Below are 15730 nucleotides of genomic sequence, written 5' to 3'. Positions count from 1 at the left end.
CCTATTGTAATTCCTCAAGAAGTCTCAGAATCGTCTGATCATCAAGAGACTTGATCTGCTGTGCCAGCCGATTGGCCAGTAAAGTTGCATTCGGGGAGAGCCCGGCAGTATCGATCGTCACCCGGGGATGCGACAGTTCGGCCAGTTGCTTCAGTTCCTCCGCGTCATCCCAGATCACCCCGAGATAGCCGCAGACCTGCAGGACAAATCCCGCTGACGGGCGTCCGCGATGACCGTGTTCCAGTGCCGAGAGATATGCAGAAGAAACATTAAGGTCAGCCGCCATATCCTTGAGGGCAATGGATTTTTTCCGACGAAGTTCCCGGACCTTTTCACCAAAGGGGGTCATGAGCGCCGCCGTCTCATGATGACATAGAGCGCCCCCTCCCCGCCATGTCGGCGGTGGGCGTAATTGAAGCCCTGTATCAGTTGCCGGGCATTGTCGTTAAGCCATTTCGGAACCTGGCGGCGCAGAATTCCGACTTCCCCTGTTTCGCGCAGGCCCTTGCCGGTAATAACCAGTACGCACCGGCTGCCACGGCGATAGGATTCTTCAAGAAATCGCATCAGGGACTGATAGGCCTGGGTTTGCGACATGCCATGCAGGTCGATGGTTCCGTCGACTTCGACCTGGCCCCGTCGAAGCCGCTGGTTTCGGCGGCGATCCACCCCCGGCATGACACCATGCACCAGTTCCGGGTCCTTGTTCGGCTTGCGGATGACCGGCTCAACGGCCTTTGGCCGGATCGGCTGTTTTTGTTTCGGAGGCGTAACAACTGGTATGTCCGGTTTTGCTTCCGGCTCAGGGTTTCTGCGGCGTACGTCCTGCATGACATGCCGCCAGAGCGCAATCTCGTCCTGGTCGGGAAGGCGTTTGCGGCTCATGCCGGATCGTCGAGCAACAGGATATGCAGACGGCGGGGCCCATGTGCCCCGAGCAGCAGGGTCTGCTCGATATCGGCAGACCGTGACGGGCCGGTAATGAAATTGACCGCCCGGGGCATGAGGCGTGATGCGCCCATATGCTGGCGCAGACGATCCCAGGAATCCTCATATCCGCCGACGATATCCCCGGCCCGGACGACAACAATATGTGTATCCGGCAGAAAATTGAGCGTGATCGGCGATTGCGGACCGGAAGCCATCACCAGCGTGCCGGTTTCCGCGACCCCGCAAAGGGCAACACTTAACCCGACGAGATCATTGCCGTCTGTGGCACCGGTGCTGACGGAAAGCAGGGAGCCAGCCTGCCAGTCCGGTGCTTCGAGCAGCGAATGTTCGGCACGGCGCAGGGCCTTGGGCAGGTTCTGGCCCGCCAGATAGGCGCTGATCCGGGCGGGGGCCTCGGAAATATCAGACAGACGGTCGACGGAGGCCGAGGCTTCGGTTGCCATGGCGATGAAACGCTCAATCAGATCCTGAGGCTTGCCCTGTGCCCGGTCAGGGACAAGATTTCGGGCGGGTTCTGTCAGCCCGGCATTGACGGTCGCGGCCTCGTCAGGCCCGAGCGGACCACGGCCCAGGGCGGTGCGGATACGGCCCAGCATGGCATCACGGCTGCTCATTTCGTCGCCCTCCTGCCCTTGCGGTACTGCTGCATGAAGGTTGCGCCCTCCGGTGCCGGCAGATCCCGGTGGTCGGTCCAGCCCCCTGCCAGCGGCAGGTTCAGGAAGTTTCCATGTCGTCGCCCGAGACGGCCCAGCAGCTTCATCGCCAGCCCCGTGGCGATCTGGTAAAGCCGGGGGCGGCTGGCCAGCATGGCCCAGAGATCAAGGCCCCACCGCACGCTGCGCGGGCTGAGCTTCTTGTCATGTTCGCGTTCGCGCCAGGCGCGCAGCATACGGGGCAACGGGATATGCATCGGGCAGACGGCCTCGCAGCGACCGCAGAGCGTCGAGGCGTTTGGCATATTCCCGGCATCTTCGATACCGATCAGCCCGGGACTGAGAACCGAGCCCATCGGACCGGGATAGACCCAGCCATAGGCATGGCCGCCAATTGCCCCATAGACCGGACAGTGATTCAGGCAGGCCCCGCAGCGGATGCAGCGGAGCATTTCGGAAAATTCGCTGCCCAGCAGGTCGGTCCGGCCATTATCCAGCAGCACGACATGGAATTCACCCGGCCCATCCGGATCATCCGCCCGTCGCGGGCCGGTGGAAAAGGTGGTGTAGACCGACAGTTCCTGACCGGTGGCAGAGCGCGCCAGCAGCCGCATCAGGGTCGAGGCATCTTCCAGCGTCGGGACAATCTTCTCGATAGAGGCAACAACCACATGCGCTTTCGGCAGGGTCTGGGTCAGGTCGCCATTGCCTTCATTGGTGACAATGACCGTCGAGCCGGTCTCTGCGATCAGAAAATTTGCCCCGGTAATGCCGACATCCGCCGCGATGAAGCGGCCGCGCAGTTCTGCCCGCGCCTCGCCCATCAGCTGGGGCGGTTCCATCAGCTGGCGCGCCGGGTCAAGATGGCGGTGATGTTCGCGGAAGGTCTCCTCCACCTGACGCATCTGCAGATGGATCGCCGGTGCAATGATATGGCTGGGCGCTTCATGGCGAAGCTGGATGATATATTCCCCGAGGTCTGTCTCTACCGGGGTAACACCGTTCGCTTCGAGGTAATCGTTGAGCCCGATCTCCTCGGAGATCATGGACTTGCCCTTGGTCACGGTGCGGGCGTCCAGTGACTGGCAGATTCCGAGGATTGCGGCGTTGGCCTCTTCGGCATCGGCACACCAGTGTACCTTGCCACCTGCGGCAATCACCTTTTCCTCGAAAGCTTCGAGGTAATGATCGAGGTTCGCCAGCACCCGGTTCTTGATGTCACGACCCTGATCGCGGAGCGCATCGAACTCAGGCAGCCGGTCGCGGGCAATGGCGCGCTTCGAGGAAAAGCCGGTTTTCATCCGGTCGAGACTGTCCTGCAGCGCCGGATTGGCCATCGCATCGACGGCATTATCCTTCATCCGGTGGGTTGTCGCCTTCATGATTCCGGTCCCTGCGAGATCGGCGCGACATCCCCGGTCATGTCGGCCAGCACTTCGGCCACATGGCGGACCTTTACCGGACGGCCCTCGCGGCTCAGCTTGCCGGCCATGTTCATCAGGCAGCCCAGATCACCGGCCAGCAGGGTATCGGCCCCGGTGGCCAGAATATCCTCGGTTTTGTCGGCAACGATGGCGTTCGAGATATCGGCATATTTGACACAGAATGTACCGCCAAACCCGCAACAGACCTCGGCTCCCGGCAATTCCGTCAGGTTCAGGCCGGCAACCTTGTCCAGCAGCTTGCGGGGCTGGGATTTGACCCCGAGTTCACGCAGGCCCGAGCAGCTGTCGTGATAGGTAACGGACCCGTCATAGCTCGCATCAACCGCGTCAAACCCGACAACATCGGTCAGAAAGGAGGTCAGTTCCCACGTCTTGCCGGCCAGTGCAGTAGCCCGCGCCTCCCAGATATCATCACCGGCAAACAGTTCGGGATAGTGCTTGCGGATCATCCCGGCGCAGGAGCCGGAGGGGGCGACCACATAGTCGAAAGGCTCAAACGCCTCGATCAGGCCGCGGGCGACCTTCTGTGCGTTACCCCGGTCGCCGGAATTGAAGGCGGGCTGGCCGCAACAGGTCTGCGCTTCGGGAACCGAGACGTCACACCCCGCCTGTTCCAGCAGTTTCAGCGCAGCAAACCCGACGGTCGGACGAAACAGATCGACCAGGCAGGTGACGAAAAGCGCGACTTTGCGTTGACTCATGACGGCTCCAGTTAACGGATGTACCGTTAATCTGACCGCAGGACCCGGCCCGGTCAACTGACAGGTGGTGTGAAACCCCGTGGCAGCAGCAGGAACATATTGACCGGCTGGTTCATCAGCCCGGCCTTGTGTGCGGCCTCCGGCCCTGGTCCCCAGAACAGATCAAGCCGGACCACGCCCCTGATTGCGCCGCCGGTGTCCTGCGCCATGGTCAGGCGCCGGATCGGACTGTCGTCATCCGGATCGGTGGTTGATATCCAGACGGGCGTGCCAAGGGGGTAATAGCGACGGTCGACGGCAATGCTGCGGCGGGGCGTCAGGGCAACGCCTTCTGCGCCCATCGGTCCGTCGCCGGTCAGCTCCCGAAAGAAGACATAGGACGCATTGGCGTCCATCAGGGCGGGTGCGCGGTCCGGATTGCTTTCCATCCAGCTGCGGATGGCCTGCATCGACATTTTCTCACGCGGAACCTCGCCATCCTGAATCAGAATCCGGCCAACCGGTGTGTAGCTGCGACCATTGGCCCCGGCATAACCGACCCGCATCACCTGCCCGTCCGGCATCACCACCTGTCCGCTGCCCTGAATTTGCAGGAAGAAGGCATCGACAGGGTTATCGACCCAGATCAGCTCCAGATCGCGATTGGCCAGCGCACCACCGACAATCTGTTTGCGTTCCGGCATCGGGACCAGCCGCCCCTTCTCGACCCGCCCGGTAATCTTTTTGCCTTTCAGCTCGTCACTGAAATCGCCGAGATTGACCGTCACCAGCTCGGGCGGGGTTTTGTACAGCGGCGTCTGGTAGGGTCCGAAGCGGTTCAGGGCACCCCGCAACTGTGGTTCGTAATAGCCAGTTGCGACACCCTTCGCATCTTCGGCGGTGTCTTCGGCCCGCCAGACCGTAAACCATGTCTCGATGGCCTGACGTGCAGCCTGGTCGTCGCCTGCCGGCAGGTCCATGAGCCTGGTACAGACATCGTGCCAGTGTCCGGCGGTCAGGCCGAAGCCTGCAGGTTTGACGGGACGGTCGGCAGGGCGCCTGAGATGCAGGGCGCAACTGCGTTGCAGGGCGGGCAGAAACGCGCTGACATTATCGTCCTGCCAGCCGGCCAGATCTGCAAAGCTGGTCGGTGTGAGTTTCAGGCCAGAGGGTTTATCGGCGGTTTCGCAGGAGGCAATGGCCAGCAACGCGGTCAGGCACAGGACAAACTGCCAGCCATGCCGCATAGAGATTATCATTCCGGTTCGGCGGTATCGACCAGTTGCCAGGTGGGATCGCTCGACTTCAGATCCCGCTCAAAGGTCCAGATATCAACCAGCTTCACGACCTTGTTCGGGTCGCCATCCACCACTTCGCCGGCCTTGTCATAGGTCACATTGACCTGTTCGCTTTCGATCTCGACCGTGATGCGGGCAACGGAACCGTTCAGCTGAGCTTCCAGAATGTCGGTCCGGTTGATACCGATCACCTGCTCTTCGATGCGCTCCCCGGCTTCACGCCGGGCTTCAATCGCACCGGAGAAGCTCTCGAACAGATCGTCAGACAGCAGTGGCTTCAGTGTTTTCGTATCGGAATTGGCAAAGGCACCGACAATCATTTCGAATGCAGCTTTGGCCCCGCCGAGGAATCCTTCGGCAGAAAAACTTCCGTCCGCGATTGCAATGCGGGTCAGACCGGCGCCGACCGGGCTTGAATCATCCATGTCCTGAGGCAGGCGGTCAGCAGGATCAGCATCGGCTGACTTGCGGTCAGGGAGCGCGATGACATTGTCATTATCGGAAGGATCCGCCTTCTTGCGGCTAAAGCCGGGCTGCGGATCGCCTTCATGACCAGACCGGTCACCTAGTTTGCTGCGCAGACGCAGAACCAGAAACGCCGCAAGCAGGGCGAACAGAATGATGTCAACAGGTATACCGCCCATAGTCTTTTCCGGATTCAGTTAGATTTTCGCCGCCCGGGTTGGAAACGACTGACAATGATTTAAGTTACAGTTCAACAGGCTTACGGTCCAGCGGACATAAAGCCAAACCCCTATCGCTGACAGATAGTATCAAAGTATTGCGAGAACAAGTATGGCGCCGTTAATCCTGCTGGCATTCATTCTGGTGCCGATCGCCGAAATTGCTGTTTTTATTCAGGCGGGTGAGCTGATCGGCCTCTGGCCGACGATTGCCACGGTGATTCTGACGGCGATTATCGGCACGGCGATGTTGCGCCAGCAGGGAATTGCCACCCTGATGCGGCTTCGGGCGACAGTGGACCGGGGCGAGATGCCGCTGCGCGAGGTTTTTGATGGTGCCTGCCTGCTGATCGCCGGTGTGCTGTTGCTGACGCCGGGCTTTCTGACGGACGCCGTGGGCTTTCTGCTGCTGATCCCGCCGGTCCGGTTCGCCATCGGTGCCGGTATCTGGCACCGGATGCAGCAGAGTGGCAATTTCACGGTTCACAGCGCCCCGCACCCTGACCCGTCGCAGGGCCAGCACCGTCCGGACTATCCGGATCAGGGGCCGGGGCCGGTTATTGATACGGATTACAGCGTGATCGATGAGGAAAAGGACAGGACGGACCAGGAGCCGAAGAACTGATGTTACTGATCCGGCACGGAGAATCCGAGTTTAACGTCCATTACGGCAAGACCCGGATCGACCCCGGGATCGAAGACCCCCGGCTGACCGAAAACGGCATTGCCCAGGTTGAGGCCGCGGCCCGGCGGCTGGCCCGCGAGCCGGTCACACGAATCATCACCAGCCCCTATACCCGCGCCCTGCATACGGCCCAGATCATTGCTGATGTGATCAATGTGCCGGTCGAGGTCGAGACGCTGGTGCGTGAGCGGTATCACTTCGCCTGCGATATCGGCACCCTGCGTGACGAACTGGCGGTGCAATGGTCGCATCTGGATTTCGCGCATCTGACGGACCGCTGGTGGCCGGAAGTGTCCGAGCCGGAAAGCGCCATCGATCAGCGGGCCGTTGATTTTCATGCGTCCCGTGCATCTCATGACGACATCGCCACGACGCTGGTTGTCAGTCACTGGGGCTTCATCCGAGCGCTCACGGGCGAGCGTGTCGGCAATGCGCAGATCTTGCGGATCAACCCGCTCAATCCCCGCGAGGTTGTGGCGTTTATTGATCCGTGATAGGCAGTAATCTCTGATTTATCCACCGGAGTGATGGCATCCATGGCCCGCAAGACGCGTTCAACTTCCAAGAAACAGGACGACAAGACAAAAACCGAAGCGGCAAAAGACGCACCGGAAACTGAAGTAACGGAAACACCGGCGACGCCTGCAACGGCAGAAACAGCCTCGCCGGCAACCGGTGACGCCGCTCAGCCGATGCTGGTCATCAACGGGCAGTACATCAAAGACCTGTCCTTTGAAGTCCCGAATGCCCCGGCTGTCTTCACCCAGACCGGCACGCCTCCGGAAATTCCGATCAATATCGATGTGAAGGCCCGCAATGTTCAGGCGAACATTTACGAGGTCGTCATCGATATACGGATCGACGCCAAAATCAAAAATGACCCGGCTTTCATTCTTGAACTCAGCTATGGCGGAGTTTTCACCATCAATGTGCCGCAGGAAAACCTGCAGCCGGTTCTGCTGATCGAATGCCCGCGCCTGATGTTCCCCTATGCCCGGAACATTGTCTCCGACATCACCCGTGATGGCGGTTTCGCACCGCTGATGCTGTCGCCGATCGACTTTGCGCAGCTTTATCGCCAGCGCATGCAGCAGGCCGCAGAAGCAAAAAGCTGATTACCGGCTGATAGAAAATCGCCATCCCTGCCATTGCGGGGGTGGCGTTTTGCTGTCCGGGTTCCGGCGTTACCTGTCAGGAGGCCGGTGGTAGACCGATATTGTTGATGATTTGGATCGCATCCTGTTCGGTTATTTTGCCGCTCTCCCGGCAATATTTCCCCGCCGCCCGGTAGCCCTGTGAGTTGCCGTCTTCCGCCCCGGCAGAAACAGCCCCGTCGTTGCGCAACCCGGTTTCAAAATACAGACAGGCAATTTCCGGCGTGGTCAGCGTAATCATCCGGGGATGTCCGGGGACCGGGTCCGGGGCCAGAAAATTGAATTCGGAAAGTCGGCCCGAGATCTCGGCCAGTCTGGTCCGGGTCATGTCGGTTAAAGGGTGCAGCGAGAAGAACTGGCGTTCGTTTTCTGACAATCGGTCCGACTTCAGGATATCCAGCCGGGCTTCGGCCCGATGTGGCGGCTTTGCCCCGAAGATCATTCGTGTCATTGAGGAGTCCGGACGGTCGTCGAAGCTGCCTTCAAAGACCAGAGTGGGTTCGTCGGTGATATCCTGAAGATTGAATCTTATTCCTGTCCTGTCCTGTTTGATGATTTGCAGGGCTGGCCCTAGACTTGTGGTGATCTGGCGAAGCTGGTTACCGGGGTGTTTCAGCATGTTTGCATAGGCATTTGAGACCCGCGTGATCGCTGAGGACTGCGATTCCAGCGGATAGTGAAGCCGATAGAGCATTGCCAGTGTGAGATAATCCCAGTTTGTCAGCGTCGTTTTCCCATGTGCGTAACTGATGGCAGAGGGCAGCGTGTGAGAATGCCCGTTCATGCCCATGGCATGTAAAAGCTCATGAACAACGCAGGAGCTGCTCATAACGGGGTCATCAGAAGGCAGAAAGATCGTTGCCCGGACAATGCGCCCGTACCTGCTGCTGATTTGAGTGAAGCAGCTGACAAGCGCGTGATTCCTGGCCTGAATTTCTGATCGGGGCAAAGCCCGGATGATGATCTCGCCTGACCTGCGGTCCGGATCAAATTTCAGTCTGAGTCCGGTTGCCTCCGTTATTGTTGGTATGGCCCCGCTGATATTCCGGACTGTCTCACTGCTTAGCCGGTTGTCGCCGGAAATGACGAGATCGGTTCCGGACGGCCAGCGAATGATAAGCTTGTGGTTCTGGCCCCGGCGCCCGCCAACATCAGACACATTATCGAATACAGCCTCACCAAAGAACTGGACCAGCCGGCGGTGGGTGACAGCAAGCTCGGCAGGCAAACCTTCATCCGGTACAGTTATCCGCGATGTCGTCGGTTCTGATGTGGTGACGCAGCCCGCAGCCAGAACCGGCAGCAGAACGACACTGAGGAGCCGGGCGGCGACCCGCCACATCCCGTCAGCTTCCCGCTGTCGGGGCCGGGCGCTCGCGCAGACCGGACAGAAGATCAGGTACTTTGTCGGCGCTGAGGCCGTCGCGTTCACAGTGATATCCCCGGAAGAACCGGCCGGCGCTGTTTCCGGACCGGGCGAAGACCACGCAATCACGGCCATAGCTGCGGACGATCTTGAAGATCAGGGAGGTATCTCCGGTCGTGCGTTCCTGCGGTGAATCCAGCGTCGAGACACCCCGGGCAATATGTCGCCAGCGTTTCGAGACCTCCGACCACTGTTCTTTCAGGCTGTCTCCGGAAGCCAGTGTGACCTCGGCGCGCGGATTTCCGTCTGCGGGGGCAAAGGTTGCCCTGGTCTGTACCTGTTCGCTGTTGTCGGCCCGGGTGCTCAGCACCAGACGGGGAAGTGCGGGAATGCCCTTTGCCTTGTAAGTAAAGGGAGTTTCGTCAGCGAACACGGCCCAGTATTCCGGCCCGAGATCCGGCATCGGTGCTGAACCGGCCGTGAGCCGGTTGATCTCGTCGGACAGCAGGGACTGCAGGACCGGCCAGGCATCCTGACGATGAATGCCGGTCTTCAGTGCCGGGCTGTAGAGGGTGCGCAGCATGATCTCGTCCCAGGCCGTCAGCCGCCCGAGATTATGCATATAGCTGAGCGCGGAATTCATGCGGTGGGAATGCCCGCCAAAACCAAAGGCATGCATCAGCTCATGGTCGAGGCAGTCATTCAAAAGACGCTCGCGGTCGTAGGGCAGAAAGATGGTGGCAGAGGTGATTCTGCCGGAAGACTGACGGGTGTTGGCGAAACAGGCAGTGTCATGGCTTGCCCGCTGCCGGATTCCGTTGGTCGCGCTGAGCACAATCTTGACGTTGTAGCGTTTCGCATCCCGGCCTTCCCAGACCAGTCGCACGCCGGTCAGGCTTTGAAAATATTCCAGCCGTTCCCGGACTTTCTTCTCAACTGTTTTGCTGACCACGCCGCCAATGGTGATACGCAAGGGCAGATCCCAGCGGGTGAGAACCCGGTCATAGGATTTGACCTCACTGCGCATCAGCACATCATCATGGCCAAACGCCGCCTCATCAAAGAAGGCCGCCAGCCGGCTGAAGGCGGGGTTGTTCGCCGTTTCGGTCAGGTTATAGGTGTGATCAAGCGCCTTCAGTCGGGTCGGATTGTTGACGCAGGCGGCGAGGGTCAGACCGGCCGCCAGGCAGGTCAGCAGCCTCATGCGCCCGCTTTCCGCAGTTCCTCGGCATAGGCATCACGGTCGTTTACCTTGCGGACACCGGCCATCATGTCTTCGGTCGCCTTGATCAGGTCGTCGTCACCGCAGGCCCAGACCTCAATGATGGTATCGATCAGCCCCCGGTCGTTGTCATAAGGCGAGGGCCCGCCAAGACGATAACCACCACGCGCATAAATACAGTTTACGGTGCCGCGTCTGATGCGGGCAGCAAACCCGCGGGTCCGGACCCGGTCGTTATGGGACAGCTCTGTGATGGTGCTGTCGATGGACCGGTTGTTTGTGATTTCCCCGAGACGCTTGTCGAATTCTTCCCGGCTGGCCGTCCGGTCCTCGGTTTTTTCTGAAAACCAGCTTGAGGCGCGCTGGCTCTGGACACTGCCTTTTTCCCCGAGATTGTAATTATCAATGGGAGACGCGTTATCCCTGATTTCCTGGGTGACCGAGGCGATATGTTCATGCAGGTAAAGCGGGATGGTCAGGTCCGTTTTCGGGAAGGCAACTTCCTGTGCCGGCGTCAGTTGCATCACGGTGCCGCCACTGTCGCGCTCACCGGTGACGCATCCGGTTAGTGACAGGACCGATACCATCAGTCCGGTGATCAGAACCTTCATTGTCGCCCCCTTTGAAAACAGACAACAAAGCGTAGGAAACAGCGCGATAAGGTTCAACCTTTCATTCGCGGGGATTGTCGCCGTTACTCAAGGCTGAATTACCCCGATCACCCGAAGCGATTTGCTCATCAGGGCAAGAGGGGAGGTCGCAAGCAGGAGGGCGACACAGAAATGAGCGCAGAAAGACTGAAAGAGTCTTCGATGACTCATCGTTCCGGCGCATAACCGGCGGGGCTTCCGGAGGAGCGTCAGTTCAGGCCGCTGCGGCCCATCTCCAGGAATTTCTTGCGGCGGCCTGCCCGAAGCTCGTCACCGGACTGTCCGGAAAGCTCGGTGAGGGATCGTTCAATCTGGTCGCCGACGGTGGTAATGGCAGCTTCCGGATCGCGATGGGCTCCCCCAAGCGGCTCGCCAATGACCTTGTCGATAACACCGAGGCGGAACAGATCGTCGGCGGTAATGCGCATGGCGGCAGCGGCATCCGGGGCCCGGCTGCCTTCACGCCACAGGATCGAGGCACAGCCTTCCGGAGAGATGACGGAGTAGACCGCATGTTCCAGCATGAAGACGCGGTTTGCGACAGCCAGCGCAATGGCCCCGCCGGACCCGCCCTCACCGATGACGATGCTGACCAGCGGCGTCGCCAGATCAAGGCAGGTTTCAATGGATCTTGCGATAGCTTCGGACTGGCCCCGTGCTTCCGCATCGATGCCAGGATAGGCCCCGGAGGTATCGACCAGTGTGACAACGGGCAGGTGGAAGCGTTCGGCCAGACGCATCAGCCGGTCAGCCTTGCGATAGCCTTCCGGCCGGGCCATGCCGAAATTATGTTTCAGGCGGCTTTCCGTATCAGCCCCTTTTTCGTGGCCCATCAGCAGGATTGACTGTCCGCGAAACCGCCCGATCCCGCCAATAATGGCCGCATCTTCGGCGAAGTTCCGGTCACCGGAAAGCGGCTCGAATTCATCCATCAGCTGTTCGGCATATTGCAGGAAATGCGGACGTCCCGGATGCCGGGCAACCTGGGTTTTCTGCCAGGGTGTCAGTTTGCCATAGGTCTGGGTCAGCAGTTTTTCGACCTTGCCCTGCAGCCGGCTGACTTCTTCGGCGATGTTAAGCTCGCCGGACCCGGAGATATGACGGAGTTCCTGAATCTTGCCTTCAAGCTCGGCGACGGGTTTTTCAAAATCGAGATAGGATTGCATGACTATGTCCTAGCACAGGCGCGGTGATTTGGCGATTGTCCGTATGGCGTCCGGGTTCAGTGGCCGGCGATCTGTGCGGCCTTCTGGACCATCACTTCGGCCTGCTTGATGGAGGCGATGTCGATCAGGCGGCCATCAAGGGCAACAGCCCCCTTGCCTTCCTTCTGTGCCTTTTCCATGGCTTCGAGAATGCGTTTGGCCTGGGCAACTTCTGCTTCCGAGGGGCTGAACACTTCGTTCGCAAGCCCGACCTGACTGGGATGAATGGCCCATTTACCTTCACAGCCCAGCACGGCAGAGCGGCTTGCCTGCGCCTTGTAGCCCTCAGGATCAGAGAAATCGCCGAAGGGTCCATCGACCGGGCGCAACCCGTTGGCGCGGGCGGCGACGACCATGCGGTTGATCGCATAATGCCACATGTCACCCCAGTGATAATCCCGGTTACCCTTATCGTCCGGGTCGGTCAGCACACCATAGCCGGCATTCGGACCGCCGATGCCCGTAGTTTTCGCCTTTGTGGAAGCGGCATAGTCGGCGACACCGAAATGCAGGCTTTCATTGCGCGGGGAGGCGGCTGCGATTTCGTCGACATTGGCCATGCCGAGGGCGCTTTCGATGATCATTTCGAAGCCGATCTTGCGCGGGCGGCCCATGGCAGTCTCGATCTGGGTGACCAGCATGTCGAGGGCATAGATGTCTGCGGCTGTTCCGGCCTTCGGGATCATGATCAGGTCGAGACGCGGACAGGCTTCGACAATATCGACGACATCGCGGTACATGTAATGGGTATCAAGTCCGTTGATGCGGACGCTGACCGTCTTGTTGCCCCAGTCCACGTCATTCAGGCCTTCGATGATGTTCTTGCGGGCCTGCGGCTTGTCGTCCGGTGCCACGGCATCTTCGCAATCAAGGAAGACCACATCGACCGGTCCCTTTGCCGCTTTCTCGAACAGTTCCGGGCGGGAGCCGGGAACAGCAAGCTCGCTTCGGTTCAGGCGGGGGGTGGCCGGATCGACGATGGTGAAGCTCATTGCGGGACTCCCGTGGTGATCATGTGCATTTGTGCAGTGCAATGAACAAATGCCGGGCCGCAGGGTCAAGCGGAATCGGGGATCAGCCCTTCACAACCGGGCGGATACCGCCCAGCGCCTGGGTTGCTTCCAGCGCCACGGTCTGTATCAGCCGGCCCAGAACCGGGATGCGTTCGTCGGTGACCCGGGCGGCGGGGCCGGAAACGCTGACGGCAGCAATCGGGTCACCATGTTCGTTGAACAGGGCCGCCGCAACACAGCGCAGACCGACCGCATGTTCTTCATCATCGATGGCATAGCCAAGCTCGCGGGCCTGGGCGAGCTCTGCTTTCAGGGCGGCTGGTGTGGCGATGCTGCTGCCGGTGACTTTCTGCAAACCGACGCGGTTCAGCAGGCGGGCCACCTGATCATCCGGGCGGGCCGCAAGCATGGCCTTGCCGACGGCTGACGAGGTCATGGGCACGCGGGCGCCGGGCTTGGCAAAGGCACGCATCATTTCACGACATTCAACCTGCGCCAGATAGACCGCCTCTTCCCGGTCTTCGACGGCAAGGTTTGTCGTCTCGCCGCTTTCTTCCATCAGCCGGCGCATATAGGGGCGTACCATGCTGATCAGTTCCCGCGAGCGGACAAAGGCGTTGCCGACGGCGAAGGCCTGCAGGCCGACCAGCCAGACTGATCGCTGGTCATCAAAGCGGACGAACCGCTCCTGTTGCAGGGTGGTCAGCAGGCGGTGGGTAGTAGAAGGGGCCAGACTGACGGTATGGGACAGTTCGGTCAGCGTCAGTCCGTTTTCCTCAACCGACAGGGCATTGAGGATGCTGATTGCCCGGGTAACGGACTGGACCTGGCCAGAACGATTGGCATCGTTCATCGGTTTTTTGGAAGTAGTGTTCATATGGTGGAAAATTGCACTTGTTGTGACAGTTTCAATCTGCGTTTCCATCATGTGGAATTGTACATCTAGAAAATGGAAATTGCGATCACCCCGGCCGCGACAAACAGGGCGGCGGTAATACGCCGGGGGCCAAACCTTTCGCCGAGAAAAAACACCCCGATCAGGGCTGCAAACAGGACGCTGGTTTCCCGCAGGGCGACCACACCGGCAGTTGCTCCGAACTGAAAGACCCAGACCGCCGCACCATAGCTGACCCCGGCGATCAGGCCGCCGCCAATCCAGACATGCCAGCGTTGCCGCAGTTCCGGGATCAGGTGGGACCGTCGCCGCAGAATCGTGAAGATCACCAGCGGCAGGCAATCAAGAGCCAGCAGCCAGCCGATATAGCCGAGGCCGGTGGTTGAAGCCCGGATGCCGGCCGCATCAATCGAGGAATAGGCAGCGATGCAGACCGCGACCCCCAGTGCCCAGCCGACCGACCGGAAATGGGCAATGCCCCCCATCCGGATATAGGCAATTACCAGCACCCCGACGGAGACCATGATGACCCCGGCCAGTTGCGGCGTGCGCAGACCCTCATCCAGCAACAGCCAGGCAATGGCGGCGGTGAACAACGGCGCACTGCCCCGGGCAATCGGGTAGACCTGACTCAGATCCCCTTCCCGATAGGCCGACAGCAGGCAGAAATAATAGACGATATGGGTGGCGATGGAGCCGGCCAGCCAGGGTGCGGCGTCCCAGCCCGGTGGCTCGACGAACGGCAGGGCGACAACCCCCATGATGCCGGAGACACCGACCACGGCGGTCAGCAAGACCAGGCGGTCACCGGAGGATTTAATCAGGGCATTCCAGCAGGCATGCAGGAAGGCCGAGAGCAGGACGAGGGCAATGGCGCCGAGGGGAAGAGACAGGGTCATGGAGTTTTCACACGGAGAGGGACTCTGTTTATAGATTTTTAACCCTGTTTGCGCTACGAGTTTCCAATGACCATCGGACCCACCAGCATTGATACCCGCGTCGGCGGCGCACCACCGCAGTCGCGAGACTATGACAGTGCGGTGAATCTCGAACGCCGGGTCAAGGTTTCCAACTTCCGGCGCGATCCGATGATCGAACGCGCCGTTGAACGGCTGGATGCGCTGCTGGCATCCGGTCAGCAGCTGCGGACCGACGTTCCGCGTGGTTATTATATCGATATCGTTGTCTGACCGCGGGTTTCCGCGCCCGCAGGTCTCGACTTTGCATGAATAGCGCACTATACCGTCGCTTTTCCGCGCCCGCAGACAGGAACCGCACATCATGCCGGTCATTCTTATTCCTATTGCCGCGATGGCCCTTGTCATCGGACTGTCGAACTTTGCTGTCCAGTTTCCGATCAATGACTGGGTTACCTGGGGCGCGTTCACCTATCCCGTTGCCTTTCTTGTCACGGACCTGACCAACCGGGTTGCCGGCGCGCAAAAGGCACGGCTGGTGGTCTATACCGGTTTTGCCGTCGGCGTTGCCCTGTCGCTGTGGCTGGCGGACTGGCGAATTGCGGTGGCTTCCGGAACCGCTTTTCTGGCTGCGCAGCTGCTGGATGTCGCGGTTTTCGACCGGCTGCGTCAGGGCCGGTGGTGGAAAGCCCCTCTGGTCTCCACCCTGCTGGCCTCCGTTCTTGATACGGTGATTTTCTTCTCGCTCGCCTTTGCCGGATCCGGGTTGCCCTGGATGACATGGGCGGTCGGTGATTTTGCCGCCAAGCTGGCGATGGCTCTGTTGCTGCTCGGTCCGTTTGGTCTGCTGAGCCGGCACTTGCCGACGCTGTCTGTCGAACGCGCGCTGCGCGCCTGAAGCGTCAGCGGCGGA

General features: G+C 60.1%; 18 protein-coding genes. 4 read left to right on the top strand and 14 right to left on the bottom strand.

From position 1 onward, the window contains the following. Window position 1: 1 nt before the first annotated feature. Genes GH722_06785 through GH722_06755 form a run of 7 tightly spaced genes read right to left on the bottom strand, consistent with a single transcriptional unit; the run spans window position 2 to window position 5671 of the window. On the bottom strand, window positions 2-349 hold the full coding sequence (locus tag GH722_06785) for a helix-turn-helix domain-containing protein (protein ID MRG71464.1): 348 nt from the start codon (window positions 347-349) through the stop codon (window positions 2-4). Next, window positions 346-885 carry a hypothetical protein gene (locus GH722_06780; GenBank protein MRG71463.1) on the bottom strand — a complete coding sequence of 180 codons (540 nt, stop codon included), beginning with the start codon at window positions 883-885 and terminating at the stop codon, window positions 346-348. Before GH722_06780 ends, GH722_06785 begins: the two co-directional genes overlap by 4 nt. Then, window positions 882-1565 carry a lactate utilization protein gene (locus GH722_06775; GenBank protein MRG71462.1) on the bottom strand — a complete coding sequence of 228 codons (684 nt, stop codon included), beginning with the start codon at window positions 1563-1565 and terminating at the stop codon, window positions 882-884. The genes GH722_06780 and GH722_06775 overlap by 4 nt, the downstream gene beginning before the upstream one ends. Continuing rightward, window positions 1562-2986, bottom strand: a complete 1425-nt coding sequence (locus GH722_06770) for an iron-sulfur cluster-binding protein (GenBank protein ID MRG71461.1) — start codon at window positions 2984-2986, stop codon at window positions 1562-1564. The genes GH722_06775 and GH722_06770 overlap by 4 nt, the downstream gene beginning before the upstream one ends. Then, entirely contained in the window at window positions 2983-3750 is a 768-nt protein-coding gene (locus tag GH722_06765; protein MRG71460.1) for a (Fe-S)-binding protein, read from the bottom strand. Before GH722_06765 ends, GH722_06770 begins: the two co-directional genes overlap by 4 nt. A gap of 53 nt (window positions 3751-3803) precedes the next feature. After that, on the bottom strand, window positions 3804-4976 hold the full coding sequence (locus GH722_06760; protein ID MRG71459.1) for a murein transglycosylase: 1173 nt from the start codon (window positions 4974-4976) through the stop codon (window positions 3804-3806). An 8-nt stretch (window positions 4977-4984) separates the two neighbouring features. Beyond that, a complete protein-coding gene (locus GH722_06755) occupies window positions 4985-5671 on the bottom strand; it encodes a Tim44/TimA family putative adaptor protein (protein MRG71458.1) in 687 nt (228 codons plus the stop codon). A gap of 151 nt (window positions 5672-5822) precedes the next feature. Here GH722_06755 and GH722_06750 point away from each other — a divergent pair, with 151 nt between their 5' ends. From GH722_06750 to secB, 3 genes are read left to right on the top strand one after another with little or no spacing between them, the layout of a single operon-like run. Next, the gene (locus GH722_06750) at window positions 5823-6335 is read left to right on the top strand and encodes an FxsA family protein (GenBank protein MRG71457.1); all 513 of its coding nucleotides are present in this window, start codon (window positions 5823-5825) and stop codon (window positions 6333-6335) included. Then, window positions 6335-6889 carry a histidine phosphatase family protein gene (locus GH722_06745; protein ID MRG71456.1) on the top strand — a complete coding sequence of 185 codons (555 nt, stop codon included), beginning with the start codon at window positions 6335-6337 and terminating at the stop codon, window positions 6887-6889. The genes GH722_06750 and GH722_06745 overlap by 1 nt, the downstream gene beginning before the upstream one ends. A gap of 42 nt (window positions 6890-6931) precedes the next feature. Beyond that, a complete protein-coding gene (gene secB / locus GH722_06740) occupies window positions 6932-7510 on the top strand; it encodes a protein-export chaperone SecB (protein MRG71455.1) in 579 nt (192 codons plus the stop codon). Between the two features lie 76 nt (window positions 7511-7586). Here secB and GH722_06735 read toward each other — a convergent pair whose 3' ends face one another. The 7 genes from GH722_06735 to GH722_06705 all read right to left on the bottom strand — a co-directional run bounded on the left by GH722_06735 (window position 7587) and on the right by GH722_06705 (window position 15225). Beyond that, complete coding sequence (locus tag GH722_06735; protein MRG71454.1) at window positions 7587-9050, bottom strand: DUF2927 domain-containing protein; 1464 nt, start codon at window positions 9048-9050, stop codon at window positions 7587-7589. Beyond that, window positions 8896-10119 (bottom strand): DUF2927 domain-containing protein, encoded by a 1224-nt coding sequence (locus GH722_06730; protein MRG71453.1) that lies wholly within the window; start codon window positions 10117-10119, stop codon window positions 8896-8898. Before GH722_06730 ends, GH722_06735 begins: the two co-directional genes overlap by 155 nt. Continuing rightward, window positions 10116-10748: a hypothetical protein gene (locus GH722_06725; GenBank protein MRG71452.1), complete on the bottom strand. Its 633-nt coding sequence runs from the start codon at window positions 10746-10748 to the stop codon at window positions 10116-10118. The genes GH722_06730 and GH722_06725 overlap by 4 nt, the downstream gene beginning before the upstream one ends. 248 nt (window positions 10749-10996) lie before the next feature. After that, entirely contained in the window at window positions 10997-11953 is a 957-nt protein-coding gene (locus tag GH722_06720; protein MRG71451.1) for an acetyl-CoA carboxylase carboxyltransferase subunit alpha, read from the bottom strand. 56 nt (window positions 11954-12009) lie between these two features. Then, entirely contained in the window at window positions 12010-12984 is a 975-nt protein-coding gene (locus GH722_06715; protein MRG71450.1) for a CoA ester lyase, read from the bottom strand. Window positions 12985-13066: 82 nt separating this feature from the next. Beyond that, window positions 13067-13858, bottom strand: coding sequence for a helix-turn-helix domain-containing protein (locus GH722_06710; protein ID MRG71449.1), 792 nt, complete (start codon window positions 13856-13858; stop codon window positions 13067-13069). Between the two features lie 89 nt (window positions 13859-13947). Next, a complete protein-coding gene (locus GH722_06705) occupies window positions 13948-15225 on the bottom strand; it encodes an EamA family transporter (protein MRG71448.1) in 1278 nt (425 codons plus the stop codon). On the opposite strand from GH722_06705, the gene GH722_06700 reads away from it, so the two are divergent. After that, entirely contained in the window at window positions 15182-15715 is a 534-nt protein-coding gene (locus GH722_06700; protein MRG71447.1) for a queuosine precursor transporter, read from the top strand. The two genes, GH722_06705 and GH722_06700, sit on opposite strands and share 44 nt — an antisense overlap. Window positions 15716-15730 lie beyond the last annotated feature (15 nt).

The organism is Alphaproteobacteria bacterium HT1-32 (assembly GCA_009649675.1).
Classification (GTDB): Bacteria; Pseudomonadota; Alphaproteobacteria; order Rhodospirillales; family HT1-32; genus HT1-32.
This window is presented reverse-complemented; position numbering and strand designations above follow the sequence as displayed.

Bases quoted from the DNA above. Each gene is read 5' to 3' on its own strand.
- GH722_06775 (MRG71462.1), bottom strand. From the start codon at position 1,565: ATGAGCAGCCGTGATGCCATGCTGGGCCGTATCCGCACCGCCCTGGGC.
- GH722_06725 (MRG71452.1), bottom strand. From the start codon at position 10,748: ATGAAGGTTCTGATCACCGGACTGATGGTATCGGTCCTGTCACTAACC.
- GH722_06750 (MRG71457.1), top strand. From the start codon at position 5,823: ATGGCGCCGTTAATCCTGCTGGCATTCATTCTGGTGCCGATCGCCGAA.
- GH722_06730 (MRG71453.1), bottom strand. From the start codon at position 10,119: ATGAGGCTGCTGACCTGCCTGGCGGCCGGTCTGACCCTCGCCGCCTGC.
- GH722_06735 (MRG71454.1), bottom strand. From the start codon at position 9,050: ATGGCCGTGATTGCGTGGTCTTCGCCCGGTCCGGAAACAGCGCCGGCC.
- GH722_06710 (MRG71449.1), bottom strand. From the start codon at position 13,858: ATGAACGATGCCAATCGTTCTGGCCAGGTCCAGTCCGTTACCCGGGCA.
- GH722_06715 (MRG71450.1), bottom strand. From the start codon at position 12,984: ATGAGCTTCACCATCGTCGATCCGGCCACCCCCCGCCTGAACCGAAGC.
- secB (MRG71455.1), top strand. From the start codon at position 6,932: ATGGCCCGCAAGACGCGTTCAACTTCCAAGAAACAGGACGACAAGACA.
- GH722_06705 (MRG71448.1), bottom strand. From the start codon at position 15,225: ATGACAAGGGCCATCGCGGCAATAGGAATAAGAATGACCGGCATGATG.
- GH722_06785 (MRG71464.1), bottom strand. From the start codon at position 349: ATGACCCCCTTTGGTGAAAAGGTCCGGGAACTTCGTCGGAAAAAATCC.
- GH722_06720 (MRG71451.1), bottom strand. From the start codon at position 11,953: ATGCAATCCTATCTCGATTTTGAAAAACCCGTCGCCGAGCTTGAAGGC.
- GH722_06745 (MRG71456.1), top strand. From the start codon at position 6,335: ATGTTACTGATCCGGCACGGAGAATCCGAGTTTAACGTCCATTACGGC.
- GH722_06700 (MRG71447.1), top strand. From the start codon at position 15,182: ATGCCGGTCATTCTTATTCCTATTGCCGCGATGGCCCTTGTCATCGGA.
- GH722_06760 (MRG71459.1), bottom strand. From the start codon at position 4,976: ATGCGGCATGGCTGGCAGTTTGTCCTGTGCCTGACCGCGTTGCTGGCC.
- GH722_06780 (MRG71463.1), bottom strand. From the start codon at position 885: ATGAGCCGCAAACGCCTTCCCGACCAGGACGAGATTGCGCTCTGGCGG.
- GH722_06770 (MRG71461.1), bottom strand. From the start codon at position 2,986: ATGAAGGCGACAACCCACCGGATGAAGGATAATGCCGTCGATGCGATG.
- GH722_06765 (MRG71460.1), bottom strand. From the start codon at position 3,750: ATGAGTCAACGCAAAGTCGCGCTTTTCGTCACCTGCCTGGTCGATCTG.
- GH722_06755 (MRG71458.1), bottom strand. From the start codon at position 5,671: ATGGGCGGTATACCTGTTGACATCATTCTGTTCGCCCTGCTTGCGGCG.